Origin of the sequence: Cupriavidus sp. TMH.W2 (assembly GCF_050847365.1) — a bacterium.
GTDB lineage: Bacteria > Pseudomonadota > Gammaproteobacteria > Burkholderiales > Burkholderiaceae > Cupriavidus.
Genome location: NZ_CP193793.1, coordinates 2,580,202 through 2,595,946, shown reverse-complemented (window position 1 = coordinate 2,595,946; position 15,745 = coordinate 2,580,202). Strand labels below are relative to the sequence as shown.

Annotated in this window: 13 protein-coding genes; 12 read left to right on the top strand and 1 reads right to left on the bottom strand. The window is 65.3% G+C overall.

What is annotated here, in order from left to right; genetic code table 11:
• The first annotated feature begins 104 nt into the window (after nt 1-104).
• The 4 genes from ACREYQ_RS29190 to aceE all read left to right on the top strand — a co-directional run bounded on the left by ACREYQ_RS29190 (nt 105) and on the right by aceE (nt 5,513).
• The gene (locus tag ACREYQ_RS29190; RefSeq protein ID WP_432261441.1) at nt 105-1,010 is read left to right on the top strand and encodes a LysR family transcriptional regulator; all 906 of its coding nucleotides are present in this window, start codon (nt 105-107) and stop codon (nt 1,008-1,010) included.
• A gap of 60 nt (nt 1,011-1,070) precedes the next feature.
• Entirely contained in the window at nt 1,071-1,883 is an 813-nt protein-coding gene (locus ACREYQ_RS29185) for a GntR family transcriptional regulator (RefSeq protein ID WP_432261440.1), read from the top strand.
• Nucleotides 1,884-2,183: 300 nt separating this feature from the next.
• The gene (locus ACREYQ_RS29180; protein WP_432261439.1) at nt 2,184-2,648 is read left to right on the top strand and encodes an acyloxyacyl hydrolase; all 465 of its coding nucleotides are present in this window, start codon (nt 2,184-2,186) and stop codon (nt 2,646-2,648) included.
• Nucleotides 2,649-2,831: 183 nt separating this feature from the next.
• Nucleotides 2,832-5,513 (top strand): pyruvate dehydrogenase (acetyl-transferring), homodimeric type, encoded by a 2,682-nt coding sequence (gene aceE, locus ACREYQ_RS29175; protein ID WP_432261438.1) that lies wholly within the window; start codon nt 2,832-2,834, stop codon nt 5,511-5,513.
• A gap of 10 nt (nt 5,514-5,523) precedes the next feature.
• Here the strand turns inward: aceE and ACREYQ_RS29170 are convergent, their stop codons facing one another.
• Nucleotides 5,524-6,294 (bottom strand): GntR family transcriptional regulator, encoded by a 771-nt coding sequence (locus ACREYQ_RS29170; protein WP_432261437.1) that lies wholly within the window; start codon nt 6,292-6,294, stop codon nt 5,524-5,526.
• A gap of 202 nt (nt 6,295-6,496) precedes the next feature.
• Here ACREYQ_RS29170 and ACREYQ_RS29165 point away from each other — a divergent pair, with 202 nt between their 5' ends.
• The 8 genes from ACREYQ_RS29165 to ACREYQ_RS29130 all read left to right on the top strand — a co-directional run bounded on the left by ACREYQ_RS29165 (nt 6,497) and on the right by ACREYQ_RS29130 (nt 15,743).
• Nucleotides 6,497-7,990, top strand: coding sequence for a class I adenylate-forming enzyme family protein (locus ACREYQ_RS29165; protein ID WP_432261436.1), 1,494 nt, complete (start codon nt 6,497-6,499; stop codon nt 7,988-7,990).
• 2 nt (nt 7,991-7,992) lie between these two features.
• Nucleotides 7,993-8,772, top strand: a complete 780-nt coding sequence (locus tag ACREYQ_RS29160; RefSeq protein ID WP_432261435.1) for a citryl-CoA lyase — start codon at nt 7,993-7,995, stop codon at nt 8,770-8,772.
• Nucleotides 8,773-8,849: 77 nt separating this feature from the next.
• Nucleotides 8,850-9,809, top strand: coding sequence for a VOC family protein (locus ACREYQ_RS29155; RefSeq protein ID WP_432261434.1), 960 nt, complete (start codon nt 8,850-8,852; stop codon nt 9,807-9,809).
• A gap of 30 nt (nt 9,810-9,839) precedes the next feature.
• Complete coding sequence (locus ACREYQ_RS29150; protein ID WP_432261433.1) at nt 9,840-10,499, top strand: alpha/beta hydrolase; 660 nt, start codon at nt 9,840-9,842, stop codon at nt 10,497-10,499.
• A 22-nt stretch (nt 10,500-10,521) separates the two neighbouring features.
• A complete protein-coding gene (locus tag ACREYQ_RS29145; protein WP_432261432.1) occupies nt 10,522-11,580 on the top strand; it encodes a maleylacetate reductase in 1,059 nt (352 codons plus the stop codon).
• Nucleotides 11,581-11,684: 104 nt separating this feature from the next.
• Nucleotides 11,685-12,029: a YciI family protein gene (locus ACREYQ_RS29140; RefSeq protein WP_432261431.1), complete on the top strand. Its 345-nt coding sequence runs from the start codon at nt 11,685-11,687 to the stop codon at nt 12,027-12,029.
• Between the two features lie 328 nt (nt 12,030-12,357).
• Nucleotides 12,358-13,323: a WD40/YVTN/BNR-like repeat-containing protein gene (locus tag ACREYQ_RS29135; RefSeq protein ID WP_432261430.1), complete on the top strand. Its 966-nt coding sequence runs from the start codon at nt 12,358-12,360 to the stop codon at nt 13,321-13,323.
• 29 nt (nt 13,324-13,352) lie between these two features.
• On the top strand, nt 13,353-15,743 hold the full coding sequence (locus ACREYQ_RS29130; RefSeq protein ID WP_432261429.1) for an efflux RND transporter permease subunit: 2,391 nt from the start codon (nt 13,353-13,355) through the stop codon (nt 15,741-15,743).
• The last annotated feature ends 2 nt before the right edge of the window (nt 15,744-15,745 follow it).

Genomic DNA, 15,745 nt, shown 5'->3' with positions numbered 1-15,745 from the left:
CAACGCCGGATCGGTGGATAGAAGCTTAGTATTCGGGCGCCATGAGTTGTAGATGCTAAAGTCACACCTCATAGTCCTGTTTTACGAACGATGAGGGTTGGGTCATGCAAGACCTGAACGAGCTCTACTACTACGTGCAAGTGGTGGAGCATGGCGGATTTGCCCCGGCCGGCCGGGCGCTGGGCATGCCCAAGTCCAAGCTCAGCCGACGGCTGGCCATGCTGGAAGAGCGCCTTGGTGTGCGGCTGATCCACCGCTCCACGCGCCAGTTCACGGTGACCGAAATCGGGCGCACTTACTATGAGCACTGCAAGGCGATGCTGGTGGAAGCCGAGGCGGCACAGGAAGCCATCGAACTGAGCCGGGCGGAGCCGCGCGGGGTGGTGCGCGTCACGTGCCCGGTTGCGCTGCTGCAGGTGCATGTCGGCGCAATGCTGGCCGGGTTCATGGACCTTCACCCGCACGTGACGATCCATCTGGAGGCGACGAATCGCAAGGTGGACCCGGTTGCCGAGGCGATTGACGTTGCCATTCGCGTGCGGCCGCCTCCGCTGCAGGACAGTGATCTCGTTATCCGCGTGCTTGCCGAACGCAAGCAATGCCTGATCGCGAGTCCGCACCTGGTCAAGGCGCTGACCGCGCCGCGCGTGCCGGCCGAGCTTGGTTCCTGGCCCAGCCTTGGCCTGGGCATGCCGCAGTCCGACCATGTCTGGAAGCTGTTCGGCCCCGATGGCGCGGTAGCCGACGTCCATCATCAGCCGCGCTATGTCACTGGCGACATGGTCGCCTTGCGCACTGCCGCGCAAGCCGGGGTGGGCGTTGTGCAATTGCCGGAGATGATGGTGGCAAGGGAACTGGCCGCCGGCTCGCTGGTGCGCCTGCTGCCGCAATGGGCGCCGCGCACCGAAATCCTGCACGCAGTCTTTCCGTCGCGCCGCGGGTTATTGCCCTCGGTCAGATCGCTGGTGGATTATCTGGCAAATGCCTTCGCAGGCATGGCGGAGGAATGAAAGGCGGTCCCGCAAAATATATAATAATCAACACTATCTATCATCTTGCGAGACCACACCGTGGCGAGAACCAAGTCGGCAAACACCGCCACCGGCAAGGCGGGCGCGGCCCATGCGCCGGATACGCCGGATACGCCGGATGCGCCGGACCTGGGCGGGCGCACATGGGCGTCCGTGCTCGAACAAGCCGTGCGGGAGGACATCATCAACGGCGAGCTGCCGGCGGGTAGCAAGCTGCGCCTGAAGGATCTCGCCGAGCGTTACCAGGCTGGTGTGATTCCCCTGCGCGAGGCGCTGTCGCGGCTGTGCACCACCGGCTTTGTGCTCGCCATCGACCAGAAGGGCTTTCGCGTGGCGCCGCTGTCCGCGGAGGAGTTGCTGGATATCACGCGCGTGCGCCAGCAGATCGACACCAGCGCGCTGCGCGACGCGATCGAGGCCGGCGATATCGGCTGGGAGGCGGAAGTGGTAGCGGCCCATCACCGGCTGACCCGCATCCCGATGGTGCTGCGCGGCAAGGATGGCGCGCTCAATCCGGAATGGGAAGAGGCCCATGCCGCGTTTCATGAGGTGCTGGTGTCCGGCTGCCGCTCGGCCTGGCTGCGGCGGTTTTCCATCGTGTTGCGGGACCAGACCGCACGCTATCGCTTTCTCTCGCTCGCCGTACCCAAGGCGGCTCGCACGCGTGACGTGGCGGCGGAGCATGAGGCGATTGTCAACGCCATCGTCGCGCGCAATGCGCGTGAGGCGTGCCGGCTGCTCGCGGATCATTTCCAGGCGACAACTGACCTCGTGCTCAAATACCTGCATCAGCAGCAGGCAAAGGCAGTCCCGGCACGCAGGCCAGCCGTGGCAACTGAACTGGCTACCTGAAACATCTGCGTCCGGGCAGTGTGCACCGCCACCGCAAAATTTGCAGATCGTTCCGGTGCTGGAACGCAGTGTTTGCGCCAGACGGGCTTTTGGCAAAATTGTGCCGCTGCTATTCTCATTCGCTGTGAATCGAGAACCCACGGTGGCGTCGGAACGCTGTGCGCAACGCGCCGCCGGCCGTAGCAAATGCCAAAAAAACAAACCACACGACCACGCGGCCTGACGCATGCCGCAGCCGCATTTCCCCTTGCGGCATGCCTGTTTGCTCTGCCTGCCACGGCAGGCGCCGCAACGTTTTCCATGCAGGGCGGATACGCGCGCGACAACGGCCATGGCGTCGAGAAGTACGAGATCGCCGCGCGTTGGGAGGACATCCTGCAATGGCAGCTGTCGGAGCGCTTTTCGCTTGCCATGGACGGCGAGTTCAACGTCGCCAACTGGCGCGCGCTGTCGCCCAGGCCATCCAGCCAGCTGATGGAGTTCGGCGTCTCGCCGATCTTCAGGCTGAACTATGAAGGCGAATACGCGACGCCGTATCTCGAGGCGTCCGTGGGCTTTCATGTGCTGAGCCACACCGAGATCGCCGCTGGCCACCGCATGGGCTCGGCGTTCCAGTTCGCGGACATGGTGGGCGTGGGCGTGGCGTTCGGCAAGGGCCGGCGCTTTGCCGTGGGCTACCGCTTCCAGCACTTGTCGAATGCCGGCATCAAGGAGCCCAATCCCGGCACGAACTTCAGCATGGGCTACGTGCGCTATCGCTTCTGACGCAAGCCCCTGGCCAGCACGGCGACGGTGTTTCCTGAGCGGAAACACCGAGTTTGTCAAACCTTGCCTTATCGCCACGCCCCTCGGATGCTAGCCTTGGTGTTCCGTTCGGCGTCTCTCCCCGCAGCCGGAAAAGCGGCCGCGGCAGGACTTTGCCCAATCCATGCCCACAGGAGTTCCACCATGGCGCAAGCTCAGCCAGACAATGCCCGCAATGACGATATCGACGCGCAGGAAACCACGGAATGGCTGGACGCGCTTGACTCGGTCATCGCGTATGAAGGCGCGCAGCGTGCCCACTACCTGATCGAAAAGCTGATCGAGCGCGCGCACCATGCCGGCATCTACCTGCCGTTCAGTGCCAACACGGCTTACCTGAACACCATCGCGCTTGACGCCCAGGCACGCAGCCCTGGCGACCAGGACATCGAGCATCGCATCCGCTCCTATATCCGCTGGAACGCGATTGCGCTGGTGTTGCGCGCGGCGCGCGATACCAATGTCGGCGGCCACATTGCCAGCTTTGCCTCGGCGGCCACGCTATATGAGGTTGGCTTCAATCACTTCTGGCATGCGCCATCGGACGGACACGGCGGCGACCTGGTGTTCTTCCAGGGTCATTCGGCACCGGGCTTTTATGCGCGCGCCTTCCTCGAGGGGCGGTTGACCGCGGAACAGATGGACAACTTCCGCCAGGAGGTGCGCGGCCAGGGCATTTCGTCATACCCGCACCCGTGGCTGATGCCGGATTTCTGGCAGTTCCCGACCGTGTCGATGGGCTTGGCGCCGATCATGGGCATCTACCAGGCCCGCTTCATGAAGTACCTGGAGGACCGCGGCTTTGGCCAGCACGGCGGCCGCAAGGTGTGGGTGTTCTGCGGCGACGGCGAGATGGACGAACCCGAGTCGCGTGGCGCGCTGGGCATGGCCGGGCGCGAAAAGCTGGATAACCTGGTCTTCGTCATCAACTGCAACCTGCAGCGCCTGGACGGCCCGGTGCGCGGCAACGGCAAGATCATCCAGGAGCTGGAGTCGGAATTCCGCGGCGCCGGCTGGAACGTGATCAAGGTGGTGTGGGGCAGCAAGTGGGACGCGCTGCTGGCGCGCGACAAGGCCGGCATCCTGGCCCGGCGCATGATGGAATGCGTCGACGGCGACTACCAGACCTTCAAGTCGAAGGACGGCGCCTATGTGCGCGAGCACTTCTTCAACACGCCCGAACTCAAGGCGCTGGTGGCGGACTGGTCCGACGATGACATCTGGGCACTGAACCGCGGCGGCCACGATCCGCACAAGGTTTACGCCGCCTACAAGGCCGCCAGCGAGCACCCGGGCCAGCCGACCGTAATCCTGGCCAAGACCATCAAGGGCTATGGCATGGGCGAGGCCGGCGAGGCACAGAACATCACCCACCAGCAGAAGAGCATGCGGGTGGAGGCGCTGATGCATTTCCGCGACCGCTTCCGGCTGCCGCTCACTGACCAGCAGCTCGATGAACTGCCCTACCTCAGCTTCGAGGAAGGCTCGCGCGAGCATGCCTACCTGCACGAGCGGCGCCAGGCGCTGGGCGGCTACGTGCCGGCGCGCCGCCGGCGCGGGCCGTCGCTGCCGGTGCCGCCGCTGTCGGCGTTCGAGGCCCAGCTCAAGGCCAGCGGCGAGGGCCGCGAATTCTCCACCGCGATGAGCTTCGTGCGCGTCCTCAACACGCTGCTGCGCGACAAGGCGCTGGGCCGGCGCATCGTGCCGATCGTGTCGGACGAATCGCGCACCTTCGGCATGGAAGGACTGTTCCGGCAGATCGGCATCTGGTCGCAGCAAGGGCAGATCTACACGCCGCAGGATGCCTCGCAGCTGAGCTTTTACAAGGAATCGAAGGACGGCCAGATCCTGCAGGAAGGGATCAACGAGGCCGGTGCCATGGCCGACTGGATCGCCGCCGCCACGTCATACTCGACGCATGGCGAGCCGATGATCCCGTTCTTCATTTTCTATTCGATGTTCGGCTTCCAGCGCTTCGGCGACCTGGCCTGGGCCGCCGGCGACCAGCGCGCGCGCGGCTTCCTGCTGGGCGGCACGGCGGGTCGCACCACGCTCAACGGCGAAGGCCTGCAGCATGAAGACGGGCACAGCCTGGTGTGGGGCGGCACCATCCCCAACTGCATCAGCTATGACCCGACCTTCGCCTACGAACTGGCGGTGATCATCCAGGACGGCCTGCGCCGCATGGTGCAGGAGCAGGAGGATGTGTATTACTACATCACCGTGATGAACGAGAACTACGAGCATCCGGCCATGCCGGAGGGCGCGCAAGAGGACATCCTGAAGGGGATGTACCTGTTCCGGCGCGGCAAGGAGGGCACCGCCGGGCAGCCTCGCGTGCAGTTGCTGGGTGCCGGCACTATCTTCCGCGAGGTCATCGCCGCGGCGCGGCTGCTCGACGAGGACTGGGGCGTGCAGGCCGACCTGTGGGGTTGCCCGAGCTTCACCGAGCTGGCGCGCGAGGGTAATGCGGCGGTGCGCTGGAACCTGCTGCATCCGGGCGAGACGCCGCGGCGCGCGCACGTGGAGCAATGCCTGGCGCCGATGCGGGGACCGGTGATCGCCGCGACCGACTACGTGCGCGCGCTGGCCGAGCAGATCCGGCCATTCGTGCCGCGCCGGTACGCCGTGCTGGGCACCGACGGCTATGGCCGTTCCGACACGCGCGAACAGCTGCGGCACTTCTTCGAAGTGGACCGCTACTGGGTCACTGTGACCGCGCTGAAGGCGTTGGTGGACGATGGCGCAATCGACAGTGCCGTCGTGCAGCAGGCGCTGCAGAAGTATGGCCTCGACCCAGAGAAGCCCTATCCTCTGCACGCTTGAAGCGCACCGTTCAGGCGACAGCCTGCGTCAACTGATACGTCGTCGAGTAACTGAAGCGGCTTGCCGGGTGAACACCGGTCGTTACGACAACGATCCTGTCGCGCAGGAAATAGGTCCGGACGATGCGCAATCCGGCCGATCCCTCGGGCACTTGCAGGGCATCGGCTTGCGGGCCTTCGATCAGCAGTCCCTGGACTTCCTGCTCGACCCGCGTGATCTTGATGCCATATTGCCTTTCGACCATCGTATAGACGGGAACATCCAGTGTTTCCCCTGGCCGGGGCAGTTCACTGAACGCCGCGTCGACGTAGATGTCAACCAGCCCGATCGGCTCGTTGGCGGGCGCGGCGCCATATCGTGTGCCGGCAATGTGCAGCCAGCCTGTCCGAGGCGGGCTGCGCAGCAGGGCTGCCTGCGTCTCGTTGGCCTTGATCTGCTCATAGACCGAGGTCCGCAGTACCGTGCCTTTTGCGTAGCTTGCAAGGTCCGCGGGTGAGTCCATGACCTGCATGAAGCGGCTCTGGGGGCGGTCGGAGACAACCCGCGTGCCGACCCCGGCCTGTCGGGTAACCAGGCCCAGGCTGGACAATTTCTGCACCGCCTGGCGCACGGCGTAGCGGCTCAAGTTCCACTTGTCGCACAACTCAGCCTCCGTGGGCAGCAGCTCGCCGACCGCGGGATTGCCGTTCAGGATCTCCTGCATCAGCGTTCGTGCCAGGTCCAGGTGGCGCGGCGGCGTGGCGGCCAGGGCGGCCGTATAGGCGTCGGTTTCGTCTTGCATCCCGTTCTTCGATGTGGCGTCGGATTCGTGTGGCTGGAGCGGTCTGGTTGCCAGCCATGATTTCCTGAAATCCTATCATGCACAACAGGGTTTCTCCTAATATTCGAATGTTCGAACAAAGTTCTATAGTTCGTTCCATCGATGCGATCGCGGGCCAATTCAGCGCGCATCTCATCCACTCGTTTTCCGGAGATTCGCAAGCATGTACCCCATCGACTTCCTGTGGCGCGCCGCTCACCGCCATCCGAACCGGGTAGCCATCGTCAGCCCCGCTGGCGAGCTTTCCTTCCGCGAACTGGCGGACCTGGTGCTGCAGCGGGCTGCCGCGCTGACGGCCATCGACCCGGCGCCCCGCAGCCGGGTGTGCGTGGGGGCAGCGAACACCGTCGATCACCTGGTTGCCATTCTCGCCATCCTGGCCGCCGGCAAGGTCTGGATACCGCTCAACCCGCGCAATGGCGACCCGGAACTGCACCGCATCGTCGATTTCGTCGAGCCGTCCCTCGTGCTGGCTGATGGCGAAATGGCGGCACGGCTGGCCGGCACTTCCGCACCTCTGCGCTCCCTGGTGGACCTGGAGCGCCACACCGGCGACATCTCCGCCGTCATGATGGGGCCGCACTCGCGGGGCGGTGTCGCCGTCGATGAGGCGCAGGCAATCAAGTTCACCGGCGGCTCGACGGGTTTCCCGAAGGGCGTGATCCAGCCCATGCGTGCCTGGAACACGAACATCGCCACGCAGATTCACGAACTTGGCCTGACGCCGGACGACCGCTACCTGGTCGCCGCGCCGATCACGCACGGCACGTCAACCTACATGCTGCCGCTGCTGGGCGCCGGCGGCGCTCTGATCTTCCCGGAATACAGCAAGGTGCCGGCGCTGCTGGACGCCGCGGATACCCATGGCGCAACGCTGTTCTTCGCGCCTCCGACGCTGATCCTGTCGCTGGTCGAAGAGCAGCGCCGCAATCCCCGTCCGTTGCGTTCCTTGCGCTATCTCGTCTACGGTGGCGCGCCGATGCGCCCGGAGCAGATTCGCGAGGCCCAGGCAGCCTTTGGCCCCGTCCTCTGCACCTCGTTCGGCCAGACCGAGGCGCCCCAGATCATCACCTTCCTGCCTCCCGCCGACATGACGGGCGAATACCTGGCCTCCGTCGGCAAGCCGTCGCTGCTGACCCGGGTGGCCATCGTTGGCAAGGACGGCACCCCGCTGAAGGCCGGGGAGGAAGGCGAAATCGCGGTGCGCGGCGACCTGGTGATGAGCGGCTACCTGAAGGCCGACGAAGAGACCCGCAAGACGCTGGTCGACGGCTGGCTTCGCACCGGTGATGCCGGGGTCTTCGATGAGCGCGGCTACCTGTTCCTGCGCGACCGCATCCGCGATGTGATTATCACCGGCGGCTTCAACGTCTACCCGAGCGATGTCGAGGTGGTGCTGTCGGCGCACCCCGCCGTTGCGGACTGTTCGGTGGTTGGCATCCCCGACGCGAAGTGGGGCGAGGCCGTCCACGCCGCCGTGCAGCTGCGCCCGGGCATGAGCGTCGACGCCAGCGAGCTGATTGCCCTGGTCAAGCGCGAGCTCGGCTCGGTCAAGACCCCGAAGCATGTACACCTGTTTGACGCGCTGCCCCGCAGCGCCGTAGGCAAGGTGCTGAAGCCGGCCGTTCGCGAACGCATCATGGGTAACCGGAGCTGACAATGAGCCATCCGAAAGAGACCGTTGCGCCCCGCACAAAGCTCTGCCACTACACGACGCAAGCGGTCTACTATGGTGACGATGACCTGGTGCGCGACCTGATTGGCCGGGCCAGCTTTGTCGATGTCTTTATGAAGCAGACCTTCGGCCACGTGCCGACGGCGGCCCAGCGGCGGATCGTCGAAGCCGTGCTGGTGACGCTGATGGAGCACGGCATGACGCCCAGTGCGATCGCCACGCGCATGATCTACGCGAGCTCGCCGGAGAATCTCCAGGCCGGTGTCGCCGCCGGCCTGCTCGCCGTCGCCAGCCGTTTCATCGGCACGATGGAGCCCGCCGCCGGGCTGCTCGATCATATCGTCGCCGCAGGCGCAGACGGGGCCAACGAAGCACGGCGTATCGCCACGGATTACCGCGCCAGACGTGAAGCGATGCCGGGATTTGGCCATCACCTGCACCGGCCGGACGATCCGCGCGCGATTGCCTTGCTGGCGCTGGCGCGCGAAGTCGGCACCTACGGATCACGCTGTGAGGCCCTGGCGCAGTTGGCCGCCGAGGTGGATGCCGCCGCCGGACGCCACATCACCATCAATGCCACCGGCGCGATCGCCGCCGTCCTCGGCGACATCGGCATCCCTGCCAGGCTCATGCGCGGCTTCGCCGTGCTTGGCCGCGCCGCCGGGCTGATCGCCCATATTGCGGAAGAGCAGCGCGAGCCTTCGGGCCGCTTCATCTGGGATCTGGTCGACGGCGTGATGACGCCTGAGCATCCGGCGGACTGATCATCCTGGAACGGCGCGGGACCGCTTGCCCGGTTCTCCCGTGCCATCCCATCAGCAAACTGTAGGAGGAGATAGACATGACCCAAGCAGACCATTCCATTCAGCGCCATCACCACATCACCTTGAATGTGGGCACGGCCCAGGAAGACTACGATTTCCACACCAAGGTACTCTCGCTGAAGAGCGTCAAGAAGACCCTGATTTACGACGGTGGCACGCCGTTCTACCACCTGTACTATGGTAATGACCTCGGCGAAGAGAGCACGCTGATCACCTGCTTCCCGGTCGCGCATTTCGGGCGCAAGGGGCGGCGCGGCACTGGCCAGATCGGCAACCTGGCGCTGTCGGTGCCGGTGTCGGCCATCCCGTTCTGGGAAAAGCGCCTGGCCGACCATGGCTTCGAGGTGGTCCGCTCCGAGCGCTTTGGCGAGCACGTGCTGACGTTCGCGCATCCTTGCGGCATCGAGTACGAGCTGGTCGGCATTGCCGACGATGCTCGCAAGCCGTACACCAACGGAGAGGTGCCGGCCGAATTTGCCATCCGGGGCCTGCATACCATCGCCGTGAACGTGCGCGAGATGGAGCCTTCGCAGGAATTCATGCACATCGGCTGGTCGGCCCGGGAAGTGGCGCGTGACGGCAAATACGCGCGCTATGCCTTCGGGGAGGGCGGCTCCGGCAAGTTCGTCGACTTTGCCCTGGAGCCGAGCATGCCCCAGGCGAGCTGGACCTATGGCGAGGGTACCGTGCATCACTGCGCATTCCAGGTGGCGGACCGTGTGGTGCAGGACCTGGTCAAGGCCAGGCTTGAGGGCATGGGTTTCACCGATACGTCCGAGCGCAAGGACCGCGGCTACTTCGAGTCGATCTACGTACGGTCGCCGGGCGGCGCACTGTTCGAGGCGACCGTATCCAAGCCTGAAGCTTTCCTCATCGACGAGCCGTACGAAACGCTCGGTTCAGAACTCAAGATCGCCCCTCAGTTCGAAAGCCAGCGTGCGAGCATCCTGCAATCGCTGGAAAACCTGAAGTACTGAAATCCGGCGCACGGCCCGTGCGGGAAGACTATGCCTGACACCAACCCCCATCTGCAGACGCCGCTGAGCGTGTTCGACGCTCCCGCCGGCAACGCGAAGCTCGCGGCGATTCTTGTGCATGGCCGCGGCCAGTCGCCCGCGCTGATGCACGACCTGCTGGTCAGCCGCATCGGGCGGTCGGATATCGCATGGTTTGCGCCCCTGGCGGCGGACAACTCCTGGTATCCGGAGCGCTTCATCGCGCCGCTCGAAGCCAATGAACCGCGGCTCTCGCAGGCGCTGGAGCGCATTGAGGCCTTGTCGCAGGCGCTGCGGGCGATGGGCTTCCCGTTTGCATCGCAGGTGCTGGTCGGGTTCTCGCAGGGCGCCTGCCTGTGCAGCGAGTTTCTCTGGCGCCAGCAGCGCAAGTACGCGGCACTGATCGCGTTCACGGGTGGACTGATCGGCCCGCCCGGCATGCCCCGCGATTGCTCGCAGCGCCAGCTGGAGGGGGTGCCGGTGCTGCTTTCCACCTGGGACGACGACCCGCACGTGCCCGCAGACAGCGTGCGCGAGTCGGCCGCATTGTTCAGGGCCGCCGGCGCCGAGGTGACCATCAAGGTGGAATCCGGCCTCGAGCATGGTATTCGCGATGCCGAAATCGCCTATGCCGACACCATACTGGCCCGTTGCACGCCAGCAACCTGTTGATCGTCCGCCAGGAGCAGTGAGCATGCAGTCATTCGTACATGAAACCCGCGCCGCCCGCGTCGTCTTCGGCAGCGGGGCGCGCCAGTCCCTGCCGCGGGAAATGGACCAGCTCGGCCTGAGGCGCGTGCTCGTGCTGACCACGCCCGAGCAGGTTGCCCTGGGCCGGCAGATCGCCGACATCCTGGGGGACAGATGCGTCGGCGTCTACGGCAATGCCGTGATGCATGTGCCCGCCGACGTCGCGCGCGCCGCCGTCGATGCCGTGAGGCGCGTGGGCGGCGACGGCTGTGTCGCCGTCGGCGGCGGCTCGACCATCGGCCTGGCCAAGGCGATCGCGCTCGAATCGGATCTTCCGATCATCGCCTTGCCGACGACCTACGCCGGTTCCGAGATGACTCCGTTGTACGGGATCACCGACGCGGGCATCAAGAAGACCGGCCGGGACTGGCGCGTGGCGCCGCGCAGCGTGATCTACGATCCTGAGCTGACGCTGACCCTGCCACAGGGCCTCAGCATGACCAGCGGAATGAATGCCATCGCCCATGCGGCCGAGGGCCTGTATGCCGGCGATGGCAATCCGGTCTACAGCCTGATGGCGGAAGAAGGCATTCGCGCGCTGGCGAGTGCGCTGCCGCGCCTGGGGCTGGATGCCGCGGACGCCGAGGCCCGCAGCGATGCGCTGTACGGCGCCTGGCTGTGCGGCACGGTGCTGGGCAACCTGCAGATGGGCGTCCACCACAAGCTGTGCCATACGCTGGGCGGCAGCTTCAACCTGCCGCATGCGGAGGTGCATACGGTCGTGCTGCCCTACGCGCTCGCCTATAACGCCGCGGCAGCGCCGCAAGCGATGGCACGCATTGCCCGAGCGCTGGGGACGGAGCTTGCTCCCGCCGGGCTGCGCGAACTCGGCGCCCGCCTCGGCGTGCCTCGTTCCCTGCGCGAGATCGGCATGCCGGAGCATGGTCTCGATCGCGCCGCCGACTTGGTGGTCGCGACACCCTATCCCAATCCGCGTCCGATCGAACGAGGGCCGATCCGCGAACTTTTGCAGCGCGCGTATGAAGGGGCCGACCCGGCCTGATTCGCGGTCGCAGGCACGACGACGCGCTTGCGGCGACATTGACAGCAGTCTTATCCCTTGTGCGCAGGGTCCGATGCCTGAGCGCCGCAGTAGAGGAATTTGCCATGCCATACATCATCCGCGGCTACTTTCGGCAGGAAGTGGAACAGAAGCGCCTCAGGCTTCGGCCTGCGCACATCCGCCACGTCATCTCCCGCTTGCAGGACATCGTCTGCGCCGGTGCCTTGTGCGGGGAGGACCGGAGCCCGCAAGGCCTGTTCCTGGCGATCAATTGCGTTGACAGGGAACAGGCGGAATCGCTGCTCGCGGAAGATCCGTACTACAAGGAGGGATTGTTCGAACGCGTGGAGATCGAACGCTTCATCCAGTTCGCTCCCCATGAGAATCCGCGCATCCTGCATGAGGAGCTGGAGCGGGCGCTGCAAAGCGCCAGTGCCTGCGCGAACTGAAGTATCCGGCGCGGCGTTCATCCGAACGCTGCACACCAGACCGAACCACAAGACCAGGACGGTATGAGACGGCGGAGCGCCTGGGCGCATCCGCTGCCATCCACGGGCAAGGAGACACCATGCCAATCGACTTCACTTACCCGGTGCGGACACCAATGAGGTCCGGCGCCGCCTAGCCCCCGCCTGGGCCACTGGGCGCCTGCTTATCAGATTCAGCAATGCAGTGCAGTAAAACCCTGCGGGGAGGCGTGCGCCCCGTCGCAGGCCCGCGTGTCCCACCTGGGCACGCCTGCAGCCTTGCAAGACTTTTCAGAAGAAGACGCGAATCATGGAACGTATCAAACGCATCATCCTGTCGGGCTTGCCCCTGGCCATCATTGGCGGGCTCCTCTATGCCGGCTTGTTCGTCAAGCCCAGGCCGGTAGGCAAGCCGGTCGAGCAGCCCCTTGTCGAGCGCGGCGACGCCTTCTACGGCATCGCCGTCCTGCCCGGTGGCCAGATGTGGGCGGTGGGCACCAACGGCAAGATCCTGCACAGCGACGATGCCGGGCAGAAATGGAGCAGGCAGGGCACGGCCAGCCACGAGACCTTGCAGGATGTCGCCGCCTGGGATGGGCGCCGGGCCGTTGCAGTCGGCAATGAAGGCGTGGTCCTGACCACGGACGACGCCGGGCATACCTGGGCGCCGGCACAAGCCCCGAAGTCGGCGATCAGCAACAAGCTGATGCGGGTGCAAGTGAGCCAGGACGGCGGCGCCTGGGCGGTCGGCAGTGGCGGGGCGTTGCTGCGTTCCCGTGACTATGGCAAGACCTGGCAATCTGCGGCGCAGGGCGAGGACACCGCGTGGAATGGCATTGCCTTTGACGGGCAACTTGGATGCCTGGTGGGCGAGTTCGGCCAGATCCGCATTTCCAGCGACGGCGGCGAGCGCTGGACCGGCGTCGCCAGCCCGGTCAAGCAAAGCCTGATGTCGGTCAGGTTCCGGGGCGCCAGCGACGCCGTAGCCGTCGGCCTGGGCGGCACGGTACTGGTCAGCCATGACGGCGGCACCAGTTGGAAACAGGCCGCCAGGGCGACACAGGAGGACCTCTTCGATGTTGCCTGGGATGGCAGGCAATGGATCGCGGTGGGCGACAAGGGGATCGTCCTGGTGGCCGGCGACGATGCCGGCAACTGGCGGCAGACCCGCTTCGCCCCGCAGGACCGTGGCTGGTACACCAGGGTGCAGCCACGAGGCGGCAAGTACTACGTCGCCGGATCGCGCCTTGCCATGGAAGAGATGGCCGCCTTGTAACGCCGGTCAACAGGAATCTGGAGGAGAACATGAATACGATGGAACAGGGCAGGCTCGAACGCTTCGTCGAGGCCTGCATACGCCGGCGGGCTTACGTAACCGGCATCTTCCTTCTGGTGACGGCAGCGATGCTGGCAGCCGCCCTGAGGGTGGAGGTCAGAACCGTCTTCGAAGACCTGCTGCCGGGCAGCCACCCATATATCCAGGTCCATGAGAAGTACAAGCAGGCGTTCGGCGGCTCGAACGTGGTCAGCATCGTGCTTGAGTCCGAGAAAGGGGACATCTTCAACACCGCCTTCCTCACCAAGATCAAGACGGTCACGTCCGCGTTGCAGCAGGTCGACGGCGCGAATCAGTTCCAGATTGTTTCGCTGGCATCGCGCAAGCTCAAGGAGATCCGCGGTTCGACCGAGGCCATCGATTCAAGGCCGCTGATGTGGCCCGATGTCCCGCACGACCAGGCGGGGCTGGATGCCCTCAAGCAGGCGGTCCTGAACAATCCGCTGGCCTATGGCGTCTATGTTTCGAAAGACCTCAAGGCTGCCCTGGTCACGGTGGATTTCTATGAGAACGCAGCCGACTACAACAAGATTTTCCCGCAGGTGATGGCCATCGCCGATGCGGCGCGCGGCGACGGCGTGCGGGTGCGCGTGACCGGCGAGCCCATCCTCTACGGCTGGGTCAACCACTTCCTGCCGGAGACCCTGCACATCTTCCTGTTCACGATCGGCTGCCTGGTCCTGCTGCTGTTCATCATTGCCCGTACCTGGCGCGGCACGCTGCTGCCTCTGCTGGCGGGACTGAGCAGCGCCATCTGGGCGCTGGGCGCGGCACGCCTGCTGGGCTTCAATCTGGATCCGCTGGTGATCGTGATCGCCTTTCTGATCACGGCCAGGGCCATCTCGCATTCCGTGCAGCTGGTGTCGCGCTTCGATGAAGAAATTGCCGCAGGCGCGCAGACCACCCACGCGGCGGCCAGGGCAAGCATGCTGCAACTGTTCAAGCCGGGCATGCTGGGCGTGATCGCCGACGCGGGCTGCATGGTGGTCGTGGTGCTGACGCCGATTCCTCTGATGCACAAGGTCTCCATCATCGGCACGGTGTGGGTGCTGACGATCGCGCTGAGCGCCTGCGTGATGACGCCGGTCCTGCTTTCCTGGGTGCGCTACCCGCGCGGACATGCCCATCGCCTCGACCTCGGGCCCCTGCTCGATCGCATCCTGCGTGTCTGCGTGCGCAGCGCCACCACGCGCTGGCGCTATGGCGTGCTTGCCGGCGCGGTTGCCGTGTTTGGTGTCTCCGCCTGGTATGCCACCCGCATTCAGGTAGGGGACGCGCAACCCGGCTCGCCCATTCTCTGGCAAGACTCTGCATACAACCGCGATGCGGCGGCGATCAACCGGCAGTTCCAGGGCGCCGACCGGCTGTACGCGGTGTTCTCTGGCCACAAGCCCAATGCGGTGAAGGAACCCAATGTGCTCGCGAGCATGATTGGGCTGCAGCGCTACATGGCAGCCCAGCCGGAGATCGGCGGCAGCCTCTCGATCGCCGACGTCATCCCGATGGTCCGGCGCGTCCTGAACGAGAACAATCCGCGCTACCAGGAACTGGGCAGCACGGCACAGGAGAACGGCGAGCTGATGTATATGTTCGTCTCGGGCTCCGATCCGGGCGACATGGCGCGCTTCACCGATGTCCAGGCGCAAGACGCCTCGGTGACGTTCAACTTCCGCGACCACCAGGGCGAAAGCATCCGCACCGCCATGGCGCGGCTCAAGGCCTACGTCGATGCCCACCCGCTCGCCGAAGGCACATACCGCCTGGCGGGCGGCCTGGTTGGCGTGCTGGCGGCGGTCAACGAGGTCATTCTTGCCGGGCAGATCGAGAGCATCGCGCTCGCCTTGCTGGTGCTGGTGATCTGCTGCGCGGTGGCCTACCGCTCGATGACGGCCGGCATCTTCTTCATGGTGCCGGTGATCCTCTCCAACACCATCACCTTCAGCTACATGGCGTGGAAGGGCATCGGCATGAACCTGAGCACGCTGCCGGTGGCGGCGCTGGGTATCGGCCTCGGGGTGGACTACGCCTTCTACATCGTTGACGGCATCAAGGAAAAGCTCGGCGAGGGCAAGGACCTGCCCGCGGCCACCGTTGCGTCGTTGTACGGCGCCGGCCGCGGCGTGGTGGTGACCGCGCTCACGCTGACTGCCAGCGTGGTGCTCTGGTGCGCGTCCTCGCTGCGCTTCCAGGCGGATATGGGCGTGCTGATGGCGATCTGGCTGTTCGTATCGGCACTGAGCGCCCTGTTCATCATGCCGGCCATGGTGCTGGTATTCCGGCCCGCATTCATCGTCAAGACGGAGGAGAGCCAGGCGTCGCAGCACCCCGGCGTGGCCATGGGCGCGGCGCACGAAGTCTAGAA

Coding starts and splice junctions, on each gene's coding strand:
- ACREYQ_RS29190 (WP_432261441.1), top strand. CDS start 105: ATGCAAGACCTGAACGAGCTCTACTACTACGTGCAAGTGGTGGAGCAT.
- ACREYQ_RS29180 (WP_432261439.1), top strand. CDS start 2,184: ATGCAGGGCGGATACGCGCGCGACAACGGCCATGGCGTCGAGAAGTAC.
- aceE (WP_432261438.1), top strand. CDS start 2,832: ATGGCGCAAGCTCAGCCAGACAATGCCCGCAATGACGATATCGACGCG.
- ACREYQ_RS29170 (WP_432261437.1), bottom strand. CDS start 6,294: ATGCAAGACGAAACCGACGCCTATACGGCCGCCCTGGCCGCCACGCCG.
- ACREYQ_RS29165 (WP_432261436.1), top strand. CDS start 6,497: ATGTACCCCATCGACTTCCTGTGGCGCGCCGCTCACCGCCATCCGAAC.
- ACREYQ_RS29160 (WP_432261435.1), top strand. CDS start 7,993: ATGAGCCATCCGAAAGAGACCGTTGCGCCCCGCACAAAGCTCTGCCAC.
- ACREYQ_RS29155 (WP_432261434.1), top strand. CDS start 8,850: ATGACCCAAGCAGACCATTCCATTCAGCGCCATCACCACATCACCTTG.
- ACREYQ_RS29150 (WP_432261433.1), top strand. CDS start 9,840: ATGCCTGACACCAACCCCCATCTGCAGACGCCGCTGAGCGTGTTCGAC.
- ACREYQ_RS29145 (WP_432261432.1), top strand. CDS start 10,522: ATGCAGTCATTCGTACATGAAACCCGCGCCGCCCGCGTCGTCTTCGGC.
- ACREYQ_RS29140 (WP_432261431.1), top strand. CDS start 11,685: ATGCCATACATCATCCGCGGCTACTTTCGGCAGGAAGTGGAACAGAAG.
- ACREYQ_RS29135 (WP_432261430.1), top strand. CDS start 12,358: ATGGAACGTATCAAACGCATCATCCTGTCGGGCTTGCCCCTGGCCATC.
- ACREYQ_RS29130 (WP_432261429.1), top strand. CDS start 13,353: ATGAATACGATGGAACAGGGCAGGCTCGAACGCTTCGTCGAGGCCTGC.